Annotated in this window: 11 protein-coding genes and 1 pseudogene; 3 read left to right on the top strand and 9 right to left on the bottom strand. The window is 39.6% G+C overall.

Annotation, left to right across the window (positions count from 1 at the left end; all coding sequences use genetic code 11):
* Window positions 1-192: 192 nt before the first annotated feature.
* Both NO352_RS07180 and NO352_RS07175 read right to left on the bottom strand, forming a co-directional pair.
* Window positions 193-792 (bottom strand): nitroreductase family protein, encoded by a 600-nt coding sequence (locus tag NO352_RS07180; RefSeq protein ID WP_005544356.1) that lies wholly within the window; start codon window positions 790-792, stop codon window positions 193-195.
* A 454-nt stretch (window positions 793-1246) separates the two neighbouring features.
* A complete protein-coding gene (locus NO352_RS07175; RefSeq protein ID WP_289355215.1) occupies window positions 1247-1456 on the bottom strand; it encodes a hypothetical protein in 210 nt (69 codons plus the stop codon).
* A gap of 320 nt (window positions 1457-1776) precedes the next feature.
* Here NO352_RS07175 and NO352_RS07170 point away from each other — a divergent pair.
* Window positions 1777-2647: pseudogene (locus NO352_RS07170) on the top strand (CPBP family glutamic-type intramembrane protease).
* 571 nt (window positions 2648-3218) lie between these two features.
* Here the strand turns inward: NO352_RS07170 and NO352_RS07165 are convergent.
* The 5 genes from NO352_RS07165 to NO352_RS07145 form a co-directional block, all read right to left on the bottom strand.
* Complete coding sequence (locus tag NO352_RS07165) at window positions 3219-4412, bottom strand: MFS transporter (RefSeq protein ID WP_206703820.1); 1194 nt, start codon at window positions 4410-4412, stop codon at window positions 3219-3221.
* Window positions 4413-4527: 115 nt separating this feature from the next.
* The gene (locus tag NO352_RS07160; RefSeq protein WP_197268622.1) at window positions 4528-5631 is read right to left on the bottom strand and encodes a radical SAM/SPASM domain-containing protein; all 1104 of its coding nucleotides are present in this window, start codon (window positions 5629-5631) and stop codon (window positions 4528-4530) included.
* Window positions 5631-6767, bottom strand: a complete 1137-nt coding sequence (locus NO352_RS07155; protein WP_289355213.1) for a radical SAM protein — start codon at window positions 6765-6767, stop codon at window positions 5631-5633. The genes NO352_RS07160 and NO352_RS07155 overlap by 1 nt, the downstream gene beginning before the upstream one ends.
* A gap of 538 nt (window positions 6768-7305) precedes the next feature.
* Window positions 7306-7788, bottom strand: a complete 483-nt coding sequence (locus NO352_RS07150) for a GNAT family N-acetyltransferase (RefSeq protein ID WP_289355212.1) — start codon at window positions 7786-7788, stop codon at window positions 7306-7308.
* A gap of 187 nt (window positions 7789-7975) precedes the next feature.
* Window positions 7976-8836, bottom strand: a complete 861-nt coding sequence (locus NO352_RS07145) for an AraC family transcriptional regulator (RefSeq protein WP_289355211.1) — start codon at window positions 8834-8836, stop codon at window positions 7976-7978.
* Between the two features lie 404 nt (window positions 8837-9240).
* Here NO352_RS07145 and NO352_RS07140 point away from each other — a divergent pair, with 404 nt between their 5' ends.
* Window positions 9241-10320: an Atu2307/SP_0267 family LLM class monooxygenase gene (locus NO352_RS07140; protein ID WP_005544358.1), complete on the top strand. Its 1080-nt coding sequence runs from the start codon at window positions 9241-9243 to the stop codon at window positions 10318-10320.
* A 359-nt stretch (window positions 10321-10679) separates the two neighbouring features.
* A complete protein-coding gene (locus tag NO352_RS07135; RefSeq protein WP_289355210.1) occupies window positions 10680-12041 on the top strand; it encodes an FAD-dependent oxidoreductase in 1362 nt (453 codons plus the stop codon).
* A gap of 28 nt (window positions 12042-12069) precedes the next feature.
* Here NO352_RS07135 and NO352_RS07130 read toward each other — a convergent pair whose 3' ends face one another.
* Both NO352_RS07130 and NO352_RS07125 read right to left on the bottom strand, forming a co-directional pair.
* Window positions 12070-12942, bottom strand: a complete 873-nt coding sequence (locus NO352_RS07130; protein ID WP_005544360.1) for a CPBP family intramembrane glutamic endopeptidase — start codon at window positions 12940-12942, stop codon at window positions 12070-12072.
* Between the two features lie 107 nt (window positions 12943-13049).
* Window positions 13050-13844, bottom strand: a complete 795-nt coding sequence (locus NO352_RS07125) for a MerR family transcriptional regulator (RefSeq protein ID WP_005544361.1) — start codon at window positions 13842-13844, stop codon at window positions 13050-13052.
* Between the last annotated feature and the right edge of the window lie 305 nt (window positions 13845-14149).

The following is a 14149-nucleotide window of genomic DNA, read 5'->3' as shown; positions in this document are numbered from 1 at the left end:
TACCCGTCCAATTATTTACTATATTACTTATAACGGCTACTTGTAAGAAAAAATGAACATACCGAAGTCCTGAGCATATCAAAAAGTTGATGAAAATTACTTGTTGGCACAAAAAAAGAACCCATTTTGAATAAAGACAAATTCAAAATGGATTCCTTATTTTAATGAACGTTCCGTTTACATAGTAGTTAATTACTTATGAAACATTACACGATCTTCTAACGGTTTAAATTCTTTGTCGCCTGGTGTGGCTGTTGGATTACCAAATGGCATTTGCGCAATAAGCTTCCAATTGTCAGGGATATTCCATTCTTTTTTCACTTCATCATCAATTAGTGGATTGTAATGCTGTAAAGATGCTCCTAACCCCTCTGCTTCCAATCCTGTCCACACTACTAATTGGTGCATAGCTGATGCTTGGTTTGACCAAATTGGGAAGTTGTCAGCATATGCAGTAAATTGTTCTTGAAGTGATTTCACTACAGCCTCATCTTCAAAGAATAATACGGTACCATAACCTGCTTTGAAGGAATCCATTTTTTGTTGTGTTCCTGAAAAGTCTCCATCACCAACTACTTTTCTCAATGCTGCCGTTGTAATGTCCCATAATTTATTATGTGCCTCACCAGACAATACAACCAAACGTGAAGATTGCGAATTGAAAGCTGACGGAGTGTGTTTCACTGCAAATTCTACGATTTCTTTAATTCTTTCATCTGATACTTGTACCTCTTTATTGATTCCGTAGTAAGTACGTCTTTCTTTAAGCGCAGTGTAGAAATCTTTTGTCATCGTTTTTTTCCTCCTAAATTCGAATATCCTTCAATATCGATTATCTTGTGAAAACATTGTAATTGAATTGAATACATCATTTTCGATACTTTTTCATCGATCCCCAATTAATGTATCCTGCGTGTTTCACATTTATACAAATATGAAAAGCAGCTACTTGGATGACTACACTTTATCTTGGGTTGAAGTATCTCTAATTCGAGATAATTATATAAAATAAAATGAATTTAGTCAACAAGAAAGAAAAATGACTTCTGAATTTGATACCACAATTGAACTCGGTAAGTACTCGCTTTAAGTTTTGTGTACGTGTGTGCCTTAATATTGTCGGTGAAAATGTCCTCTTTAACCATATCTCAGGAGCTTCCATTCTTTTTTTTAAGTTGCATGTAGTAAAGTGTCTTTTGGATATGTTGCATAAGCTGTCACAGCTACATATTTACCCTCACAACAATCATATTTTTTTGACGAGGAGATTAGTAGATATTGAATCAAAAGTTCCTTCGTAATGCATATTTGTTGATGCTAAAATCGTTGAATTGTTACTAGGTGTTGAAGCATATGATACGTTTCCGCGAGACGATACCTGTTCTGCATTTGCAGCAGGCACAAAAGATATAACCGAGAGAGCCGCCAATAAAGCCAAAAATGAAATTTTCTTCATAACAATCGCTCCATTTATAATTTTTGGCCATGCTGACTGGACAAAGCTGAAACTACTTTATAGAAGGAATAGAATATCATGTATTCCGCCTCAATCGAGTAATTTGATGAACGCAATGATCAGAGCAAGCAAGGCTATACCCGATTTTCAGTCATCCCGTATCACTTTTCCTAGTTACACCCTATCATCCTTTTTGATGACACCATCGCATATCATTTCGTTACATGCCTCACAATCAGGATGATACCCCATTAGCCATAATGAGTCTGCGAAAGGTTGAAGGCATCCATATAAAAATTACCTAATGAATCGAAAGGAAGGTGTATTTTGAATTCGAATGTAGAAAAAAATGCTGCAGATTTTTCGGAACGGAAGTTCAATGCGCTAGAAAAGGGCTCAAGTTATTTTTTGGTTTCTTATTTGTGTTGTCACTGATCATGAATACGGCTGTCATCATGTCGGGAAATATTCTGCTTATTGTTGTGTACATGCTCGTACCTGCAATCGCCTCCATTCTAACCCGCCTCCTCTTGCGGGAAGGTTTTGCAGATGTATCCTTTCGTTTGGGCAGCGTAAAAGTATGGAAAGGGAGCGGGCTAGGCTTGCTCATTCCTATGCTCATCTACGGAGTCACCTACTCCATTGCTTGGATGAGTGGTATAGCCTTATTCCTGCTTCCTGTGGGAGGCATCTTCGAAACATTCCATCTTGCTCTTGGTCTGTAGTACCTGCCAACACCACTGAGCTTCGTACTTATGGTCGTAGTGGCCGGCATTGCTGGAAGTATTACCAGCCTGATCCCCGTTATGGGGGAAGAAGTCGGCTGGCGGGGGTATATGTTGACGCGATTGATCGAGGCAAAGGCTCCGTATCCTATCTTGCTTAGCGGATTGATCTGGGCAGCTTGGCATATCCCGATTGTCATTTCCGGTATGTATGTAGCTGGATCGTCCGTCTTTCTCTCTGTCCTGGGCATCACCCTGTATATCGTTTATTACCGCCCACTTGCGATTAGCTACAGGTAGCGTCTGGCCTTCTGTCATCATCCATACCTCATGGGATTCTGTAATCCAAGGGCCTTTCGACCATGAAACAACCGGGGAGCTTTCCGAAGTTTGGATCGGTGAGTCGGGTCTCCTTACGGCACTCATAACTATCATTGCAGCGAACAAAAAAAGCCCGACGAATTGACGCAGCTAGAAATGAAACTTGCTAGCCAAGAACCACAGGTCGAGAAACGGTAGGAAAAAAGCGGGTTGCCGATGTACATTCATCAGGCTGCCCGCTAGACTTTCTACTCACTATATTGATAATGTATAATTATTGTTGCTATAATGATCGACAAAACCTTAACCTCATATCATCAATTCATGAGTAATTCCATTAATCCCCACTTCTTTAAGTGCGCTTATGCGGTAGAGATGAAAAATAATATATACTTTCTATTCTGTAAGAGCTACTTTTCGTGATCTAAAACTTTTTATTCCCGAAACCGACAATATTTAGTGAATCGAACAACTTCAAGTAAACTAAACAGCCTCAATCCGATGTCTTACAGGACGAAGGCTGCAGAATTTGACTTTAAATTTTTATACTAATTACTTGATAATGTGTAGTTCAAATATGTACCAGCTACCGGCTTTGTAGAACTTGTATATCTTGAAAATAATTCTTCAACATTTCTCAAGTTCGTGGTTCTGAATCTCGTTTAGATCTCCTTACCGTTCTTATCTAAACCAAATTTATCGCCGCGTCAGTTTTATTACTTAACCTTTTTAAAATATTTCAAAAAAAACACCGGTATAATCGCAACTATACCACAAATTACCCACGAAACCCTGATCGGCAACTGGCTATCAGAAAGAGTTACAAAATTCTTACTTATAACTCCTGTCACAAATAACCCAACACACATCCCGATCCTCGTAATTGCAGATTCCAAAGATAATATCGTTGCTCGGTACTCGCCTGAGATTCTTTTATTAATATAAATTTGGCTTGCTGTCGGGTACATACCACGTCCTATTTCATAAACCATAAACGTGACTAGAACAGGGTAAAAGCTGTCCAGTATCCCTGAAAAAATAAGCCAGATTCCTAGCATAAGAAGCGAAAAGATCAACACCGTACGATCGTCATACTTCCCACTTAATTTTTTTACCCAGTAGCTCCCCAAACTCATGAATAATGAATATACCGTTTTTATAATTCCAAACACCCAAACCCCTTGCTCTGATAAAGCTACAAATCTTGGTTGCTGAAACGTATTGGCTGCAGAATTAGAGAAGTTAACAAATATACCTACTAAAAAAATTATCCATAATGATTTCTCTGATAGAATGATATTCTTACTATTTTGAAAAATAGATTTCACTGAAAATGTTTTATTATTCTCAACTGTATGAGGGCTCCATCTATTTTCTTTCATTACAATAATAGATAACAGAAGGAGAATTATGTTAGTAAAGATACTGATAATCCATGGAAGCCCAAAATAAATATTTGCAAGGAAAGCTCCTAATATACCACAGATAAACCCCGCTATATACATAATACTATTCGACGTTGCAAAAATATGATCTATTGATTCCTCTGAGTTATCAACAACCCATGATTCTAAAGCACCAGATTGCAGACATGTAGCGAGAGCTCCAAAAAGCTGTGCAAGAATTAAGAAATATATATTATCTGCTGCTAAGAATATTAATGAATATATAAGGTAGCATAAAAAACCGAGAACCACCGATTTCTTTCTTCCAAACCGATCTGCAATAATACCCGTTGGAATCTCTAAGATCATTATACTCACAAATAAAACGATGAATAAATTATTTGCTATTTGTAGAGAATATCCCTTGCTTAGAATAAATAATATAAGTGTCGTCCCTGTAATTTCAGCCATAAAAAATTGGAGAAAACTTATAAGATAAAATAATTTATGTGCTTTAATTTTCATTCTACAAACCGCCATTCTTTTCAAATTACAGGATCGTACTTTGAGGCTGCATGGTGACCTAGTTAAATTTCTTGCTAATGTTTTCTCACTTCTCGCTACAGCGTAGGACGAAAAACTATACTGTCGTTAACTCTCTAAAATTTTCTTGAGTTTCTTCTGAGAAGAGAGGAATGATGTACTTCTCAAACATAGGAAGAACTGCACAATTTAATGGATCTCTTCTATAAATATCCCCAAAATTTTCAAACGCATTTGCTCTACAACCAGCCCCGCAAATCTTTACGTACTTGCAATCAATACATTCTTTAATATCTGATATTTTTATTTTCCAATAATCTTTAAACAATTCTTGTTCTTTAACTTCTCTAATTGAGTTATTCTTAACATTACCTAAATTTATAGGTAGAAATCTAGAACACGGAGTAACTTCCCCTAAGCCCCTAATTCCTAAGTTTCGTTTATTATATGAACAAGGATGCATATCTAATTTTTTTTCTTCAAAATCGAAGTCTTCCAATCCTGGTCTATAGAGACTAAACATCCATAATTCAAAATTAGGTTTCTCTTCCAAATATTTTTTCAAAATTGAAGAAAGCTTAATAAATATAGATTCAAAATCATCAACTTTTAATTGAGAAGAATACTCACGAAATCTACCAACATTAAATGGTAAATCTAACCTCCAAGCAAATGGGCTATGCGCTTTCATAAAGTCATAAATAGAATCTAATTCATTAATATTAAATCTATTGATAATGGTATTTATTGTCCATCGAAACCCTAAATCATTTAACTTTAGTATATTTCTTAAAATAACTTCTTCAGTTCCTTTGCCTCTTACAAAATCATTATTTTTACCTTCATAACTTATTTTAATTTCATCAATGTTATCTTTTAACTCTACTAGTTCATCCAAGTGTTCGTCATTTATCAACGTTGCATTAGTGATGAAAATTGTCTTTAAATTTATTGATTTACAATATCGAAGCAATGGAATAAATTTCTCGCTTGTAAATACCTCTCCACCAGAGAAAATTATTTTTTGACATCCCATGCTCTTAGCTTCATCAACTAATTCATACATCCTACCTAATTCAAGCTCTTGCGAAATAAATTCCGATTTATTATAATCTCCATAAAAACAATGCTTACATTTTAAGTTACATTTAACAGTAACATCCATATGCAAATACAGAAGTTCTGGTTTTTTTCTCATCATTACTTCCCCACCTTTTCAGTAGTAAGAAGCTCTTTATACTTTGCACATTTGCCAAAGACTATTGTTTCATCTTTATAATTTTCTGAGACTATTAGACAAGGGAAACAGCTTTTTAACAAATAATCGCAATCTTGACATGGCTCAAAATTGCTATACAACTCACCCTTTGGTTTGTTAATGAGTTCGTGTAAATCTCTGAAATATTCATTGTGATTTATTACATCATCTAAATCGGTTTCTAACATATTTTCTATTGTATATATTTTTTCTGGTATTTCAGTTTCTTCATCAAATTTTAGATATGGCTTATAACTATCACAAGGATATATAAATCCATCATTAGAAAGGAAAATTGTTTCCCTGAATACTGGACACACATTTGAGTTCCCTTTATTCAAGCTTCCCATTTTTATTCTTTTTTCAAGATACTCTTTCCCTAATTCCGGAAGAAAGCATAATTCCAGTTTGCTAATAGCTTCTCTGTTCTCTTGTAACTTTGGAATTAAATAAGATATAAGATCTTCTATAAAAATTAATTCTTTAGAGAAAGGAATCGAAAAATCATTTTTTGAATTTTCCCTGTGATTGTATTCCAATATTTGAATTTTATCTATACCTTTATTGATGAAATAATCGATAAGATCTATTAATGAATCTTTATTAATATTCATTAATATTGAGTTTGTAAATATTTTATAGTTCAGATTATAACGCTCTCTTAGCTGAATTAAATAATCTAAAGATTTCAGTTGGGAATCAATAATGTCACGCCCTCGAATTGACTCAACAATCTTGCGATTAAGCGAATCTATACTTAATCCAATAAATTCTAATTTTTTATTTTTCAATAATACATCATATTTCCCTGAATGCAGATGTTCCCCTGCTGTAATAAACCCGAATGCAACATCATGTTTTTCGAATCCTTTTGCCAGTTCAAAAATATATTTATAATCGAGAGGATCTCCACCTAATAATGTTATCCCCTTTAAATTACTCACTTTTGAAATTTGTTCTAAAATATTTTCTAAATCATTTCCGTTAATATCAGTATTCCATTCTTTGCGTCTATCGGCATTAATACAAAATTTACATCCTAATGTACATTTTTTTGTGAGATTCCATTTTATATACATATAAATCTCCCTCTATTAAAAATTCCTCTCAAATAACTGAGAGGAATTTTTAATTCATCATAATATGGACTCATTAACAGCAACTTGGACAAGAGAACAAAATACGTCTACGCTGACTCTTTCTTTTTTTCATTTTAATTCCTCCATTTCTATTAATATTTAACCACAACCAAATATTATCACGATATATTTTAGTAGAATGTGAAAGATATCACATATAAGACGCTTAGACGAAATCCAATTATAAATGGGGTAGAAGCCGCACATATTAGTAAAAAGTTCGTAAAAAGACAGTGTAATATGCTCAAACATAGAATACAAAAGACAAAACCTAAGGTAACTATTTAAGCTTTAGATTAGGTATCATGGTACGAACAACTCAACAGACACACTTGGTGATTCTTTTTAGCTTAGCTGAACCTATATAAGTAAACGTCAAAAGCTCTCATGCGTGCCAGCTTGGCTATGCGCTGAGGGCTATTTGACGCTTAGCATGCTATTATCTCCCTTTAAAACAGAAAGGCTGCGTCGATAATTTTCATTTTAGCTCCAACTCCATGAATACATCCGCTCTTACATAGGGCATGGGCCCGATCCGCTCGATAGCTACATGCTTGAATCCAACCGATTCATAAAGATGAACGGCGTTCGGCAGCTTGGTGCTGCTACCTAAAAAGAGTGATTTCGCGCTAAGCTCGCGTGCACGGTTAATGGCAGCATGTAGGATTCTCCTTCCGTATCCGCGCCCCCGCAATTCAGGTGAAACGCTCATCTTCGAGAGCTCGAACACGCCAGCTCCAGTCGGTACGAGTGCAACACATCCGACGATCGAATTGCCTTCGCGTGCGATGAGTACGTCTCCCCCTCTGTTCACGATGTGTTCCACCGGGTTATTGAGGATAACGAGATCTGCCTCCTCAATGGCGAAAATGCGGGCGATCCATTCCTCATTTAGAATTTTGAAGGCCTGAGCTTCTTCGGATGTCTGTATCGAATTGATTGTGAATACGGATTCGAGCATGCCTATTTCCTCCTCATGTTGGATTACCTCCACTTTAGAAAAAACAGGGCATCTGATCAATGTCTATATTTAAATTGGGATCATAGATAACATCTATGATTGGGGTAGCCCCTATAAAAGAAATAGCGGTAGCCCTGGGCGAAAACATGCCCACGATTACCGCTTTGCTCTATCATGCTCTGCACTTTTATTTTTTCACTACCGGAATCCATACCTCACAGCGGTAGTCGTCCGACCATGGATCCCCTGGAGGATACAGTTCGAAATCTGGAATTTCGGCTTGCTCATAATCTGTAGCAGGGAACCACTCCTGATAGATGCGATTCCATACTTCTTGAATGGCTCCAGGCATTGGACCAATCGAGGTAAATACGGCCCACGTCGCAGTTGGAACTTGAATACATTCAAACTCACTGTCTGATTCCGTCCAATCGGTCTCTACTGCAATTGCATAGTGAAAGACCTCCCCACCCTGCTGCGCGCCATAGCACATGCCTAGAGTATCTTGATTTTTGCCCAATGCAGCAACTTTTGCGACGGTTCCATCCGCGTGACTATCGCGCCAAAACTTCGGAATTTCGATCAAATTCTCTCCCTCTTTCGTGGTCGTCTGGATCGATTTCCCTACAACGGTGAATGACTTTCTCTGTACAATTCTATATTCCATTTCTTTGTCTCCCTTCAGTGATAGGTGAAAGGAAATACGAGGAAAGGCCTTCAGCTGAACACCCGAATTTCGAGCCTCAGAGGGCGAGATGCCGTGCAGCTTGCGGAACGCCTTAGAGAACGATTCTGGCGAATCGTAGCAATACTTCATCGCGACGTCGATCACTTTAGAACCACTCATGGCTAACTCTTGAGCCGCCAAGGTTAAGCGCCGTTTCCGTACGTACTCGGCCACGGTCATACCTGTCAGCATATAGAACATTCGCTGAAAGTGATACGGAGAGGAATACGCCGCCTTCGCAAGTTCCACCATATCCAAAGGCTCCTCCATTTTCGCTTCGATTAAGTCAAGCGCCGACATCATTCGATTTAGCCATTCCATTCGCAATAGCTCCTCTCTGAGTACAGAATATCAAGGCTGCCCCTTGCTATCCTGTCATTCTGTGCGATCATGTGACAGATCTCTTATCTGTCCGTATCATTATCCCTGCTTAACCCCAACGATATCAACTTATACAATGCCTGAATCATCGAATTAGCTGCAGACATGAGCAAAGGTTCGAATTTAGTTTAGCCTGCAATCCATCATTTTGCGAACGTATTTGCGTGGAGTTAATTGTTCTCCGCTTTGCACCTTTTTCTCATAATTGGATTGGAACGCAGGCTGACGGGCAAGATGAATTTAGCGTTTGATAGTGGGAAGGATAATTATTGTTCCTTTGAAACTAATAAAAGTTATGTTACTTTATATTATATAGTATCATATGAATAAAGGAGGCGAACACGATGACCGATAAACCGGTTGTTGATCTGGAAATTGGAATCAGCACTTTTTTGGAAGCGTCGACGGATCCGGTGACCGGTGAGCGCATCAGTCATACCGAGCGACTACAGCGAGCAGTTGAGGAGATGGTACTCGCCGATCAAGTTGGACTAGATGTCTATGGCATTGGCGAACATCATCGGTATGAGTATGCTGCTTCGGCCCCTGCAGTCATTCTGGCGGCAGCGGCGGCCCAGACGAAGCATATTCGGCTGACCAGCGCCGTTACCGTCCTGTCCTCAGACGATCCGGTACGTGTTTATCAGCAGTATGCTACACTGGACGCCATCTCGAATGGACGTGCTGAGATTATGGCAGGCCGCGGCTCATTTGTCGAATCCTTCCCGTTGTTTGGGTACAGCCTGAATGATTACGAACAATTGTATGAAGAGAAGCTGGAGCTTCTGCTCGCTATCCGGGAATCGGAGAAGATAAGCTGGCGTGGAAGCCGCCATCGCGCAGCCATTGATAATCTTGGTGTGTACCCTCGAGCTGTCCAGAACCCTCTTCCCGTCTGGATTGCCACCGGCGGCAACGCGGAATCATCTGTCCGGGCCGGTACACTTGGATTGCCGGTTGTTTATGCGATCATAGGAGGCATGCCGGAGCGCTTTGCGCCGCTTGTCCAGCTCTATAAGAGATCTGCCGCTAAGGCTGGACACGATGTAAACAAGCTGCAAATTGCCACTCACTCGCACGGGATTGTAGCTGATTCTGCAGAGAAGGCAGCCGAGCTGCTGTTCCCGGGAACACAAGCCATGATGAACAAGATCGGACGTGAGCGTGGCTGGGGAGCTCAGTACACACGCGCAACCTTCGATGAAGACTCCAAATTGCGTGGTTGCCTATATGTTGGCGATCCAGAGCACGTCGCTGAAAAAATCGTACTGCTCCGCCGCAACTTGGGTGTGACGCGCTTCTTCTTACACTGTGACGTCGGTTCAATCCCTCACCGTGATATCCTGCGTTCGATTGAACTGCTCGGAACCAAGGTTGCGCCGCTCGTACGCAAGGAACTGGCACGTACCGAGGGCAAAGCGTAAGACTTAATGGCGATCCGCTCTATAGTCTTTTTAACGACTGATAAGGAGGCTAGCCCGGAAGAATGCCGGGCAGCCTCTCTTTGCATTTCTTCTTAAGTATTTGGTTCCTCCAGTTGTTTTAAATAGTGGCGAAGGCGAATCTTCGGGTTTAATTCTATATTTGATTATAATCCTCTCTCGTCTCCAAGGGGGATCTCAGTTATGCCTCGGCCGGCATACAATGCATTTTGTGAAAAAAAGAACAATTTGGCTATTGATTTGTGAAATAAATCACAGTACACTGTAATTGTGAAATATGTCACATTGATATTCAACCATTTGGTTTTTCACTAGATGTTACAGCTCAGGGAGGAATTACGATGAAAATTGCAGTAATTGGATGTACCCATGCCGGAACAGCAGCGATAGTCAACGCTGCCAAACTTTATCCCGATGCCCATATTACCGTTTATGAACGCAACGATAACATATCGTTTTTATCTTGCGGGATCGCTTTGTACGTAGGCGGGGTCGTGAAGCAGCCGGAAGGGCTCTTTTACTCCTCTCCACAGCAACTGGCCGATTTGGGGGTCATTGCCCGCATGCGTCATGAGGTTCTTTCTGTTGATACGGATGCGAAAACGATGCAAGTGCGCAATCTGCTAACCGGAGAAGAATTCACGGATTGTTTTGATAAGCTGATTGTCACGACGGGATCTTGGCCGGTCATTCCACAGCTCCCTGGCATGGAGCTTGACAACATTCTACTGTGCAAAAACTATGAACATGCCAATTCCATTATTGAAAAAGCAAAACAAGCAAATCATATTACAGTAGTTGGTGCTGGATATATCGGAGTAGAGCTTGTAGAGGCATTCCAGCAAAGTGGCAAGCAGGTAACGCTGATTGACAGCGCTGACCGGATTTTGAACCGTTATTTGGACGCTGAATTCAGTTGCAAGATCGAAGAAGCATTCCGCGACAAAGGCATAAATTTGGAGCTTGGACAGACTGTAGAAGGTTTTGAAGGCAAGGACGGCCTAATAAACCTTGTCATTACTGATAAGGGCAAAATTGAAACGGATATGGTCATTCTCTGTATCGGATTCCGCCCGAATACCCAACTGCTGAAAGGCCAAGTGGATATGCTGCCAAATGGAGCGATCATCGTCGACCCATATATGCAGACTAGCAAGCAGGATGTATTCGCCGCCGGCGACAGTTGTGCTGTACATTACAATCCAACCGGCAAGGCCGCTTATATTCCGTTGGCTACAAATGCAGTACGGATGGGGATGCTGGTAGCACGCAATCTGATACAGCCAACAACAAAATATTTGGGCACGCAAGGGACGTCAGGCCTTAAAATATATGATTTCAATCTCGCCTCGACCGGACTTACCGAAATCGCATGCGCCGACGAGAAGATCGAGGCCGAAGCGGTTATGATAACAGACGCCTACCGTCCGGAATTTATGCCTACAGCAGAGACGCTAACCTTGAAGGTTGTATATGAAAAGGAAAGCCGCCGTCTGCTGGGGGCACAAATCATGTCCAAAGTCGATCTGACCCAAGCGATGAACACAATGTCGGTATGCATTCAAAACGGGATGACAATCGACGAACTGGCTTTTGTCGACTTCTTCTTCCAGCCTCACTTTAACAAGCCTTGGAACTTTTTGAATACAGCCGGCATTGCCGCGCTTCCTCAGATCGTAGACGAAGAACTGCAGCACGCCTAAACGGACAAAATAAAAAAATGCCATCGGGTCATCTTTCCAGATGATCCGGCGGCATTTTTGGTGCTATTAGACCAGTATCCCCTATGTGTAAGGAATCTTTAACATCTCTCTTTCCATACAATACGTTTTTGGGATTTATCACGACGAGTATAACAGCCACTATCGAATAAAGAATTGCGCTATACATAATTAACTCCATTAAGCTTTCATTTATTAAGCCGATAAAGAAATTAAACAATTGGTGGATCAGGATTGGAATCGTTAAATTCTGATTTACGTTATAAAATGCGGTCATCACAATCTTCGTAGCGATGAGTGCAATCATAAAGAATGCGATATATTTGATTAAATCCATGCCCGCGTATCCTATAGTAAACCATACAGGCAGATGCCACATCCCCCACCAAAACCCGATGATAATCGAAGCCTTTAATGGTGAGTGCCTCTTTTGGAGCTCAATCTGTGCGAAAGCCCTCCAGCCTAACTCTTCTCCCAATGGCCCTGCAAAAAGATTTTTTACGAAAACGTAGATCAGCATCCCATACGAAGAGATTGTAAACATTGAGCCTGCTTCGCGGTGATAAGATACGAGAAACAAAGTCAGCAAAAATAAGAGGACTTGAATCATACCGGCAATAAGAATTACGATCCAATTAAGCTTATTCTTGAATGTATCTTTTACAAATCGCATAAAACGCTGACCAGGATAGATTTTGCGAAATAGCACAACAAAAGCAAAGGTCGATGACCAAGCCGAGATACAAAACAGGACGTCAATGACCCATGCAGGAAACCCTAGCATGCTTACTGCTCCGACAAGGCAAAAAAATGGCCAGAAAATGATATTGGTTAAGAAAATAAAACTTGCTACCGGTTTTTTGAGTTTCTTTTCTCTACTCATGCATAATCCCCGCTTCAACTAAGTATTTCGTAAATAGCAACACGTTCCATTTACGAACACCTTCAGCTTAAACCTGGGGGTAACTCACAGGTCAATACCCGTCTGTCTTACTTTATAGGTGCATAAATTTCCAAAAACACACGTTCGAGTCCATCCTCATAAGTAGTAAGCAATAGATTGATGTAAACGAGTCCCAAAAGCTCATACTCCTTTTCCATTGCTGCTTTTCGCAAACTAGCTTCTACCTGATGATCAATGCTTTCTTCCCCCGTTGCCCATCTTCCATTTTCAATAACGGTATACAAACATTTAGGATGAACTAGGATTTCCCCTTCTATATCACGCTTATGTTCCTCTACTCTTCTAACAATGATAAACTTATCTTCAATCATACCTTCTTCATTGAATCGTATAACTCTTCTTAAAGAGGTTAGTGTCACTGCTTTTTTTACGTTTTCTGTATTCTGTTTTAAAGCTTCATATTCTTCGTACGCAGTGAAATGTTCGATTTCGCCCGTTATTTCTAAAGGCTTCATTTCTTTGAGTATGTATTTCCCTAAGAACTGTTTAATTTTCCCGCAGTCTTCTTTAACAAGCTGGAGCTTTTTTAACAACAGCTTTTTATATTCGATTTCCTCCCATACATCCCGCTCTTTCTCTTCTAATAAGGACTGTATCCCCTCTATACTCTTCCCTTTTCTTAATTCCTGGATTTTTTTAATTTCAAAATCGATTTCTCTATAAAAATTAACGGTTGCAATATCATAGATATCAAAATGATTATATGTTCTATACCCATTCTCCCTATTTTGCTCCGGCTTTACTAATTCCTTCTCTTCATAAAACTTCAACGTATCTCGAGATACCCCTAAATATTTTGCTACTTGCCCAATGGTGTACATGTTACTCCCCTTTCTGTACTACAAACCTGAATACACGTTCCACAGTAGATATTCGTTTTTTAACATAAAAACTGTCTCAGACAATCTTATCTAAAGGGGAAAATCGCCACAACCTGCAACCGTACATTTCGATTTCAAATCAGTATCATAAAGAAATTCAAAGTCCTCTCCCAACCACGTACTGTTGAATAACAATTGGGATTTTATAGTATTTTTAAAATCAGTCTTGACACTTCTTAGTTGTTGTAACTATAATGGTTACATCAAGAGGGTGCTTCTAAAGCACATAAGCAATAACAATTCCA

It is taken from the genome of Paenibacillus sp. S-12 (assembly GCF_030363895.1).
Classification (GTDB): Bacteria; Bacillota; Bacilli; order Paenibacillales; family Paenibacillaceae; genus Paenibacillus_B; species Paenibacillus_B alvei.
Note: the sequence above shows the minus strand (reverse complement) of the source record. Positions and strands in the feature narration are given on the sequence as shown.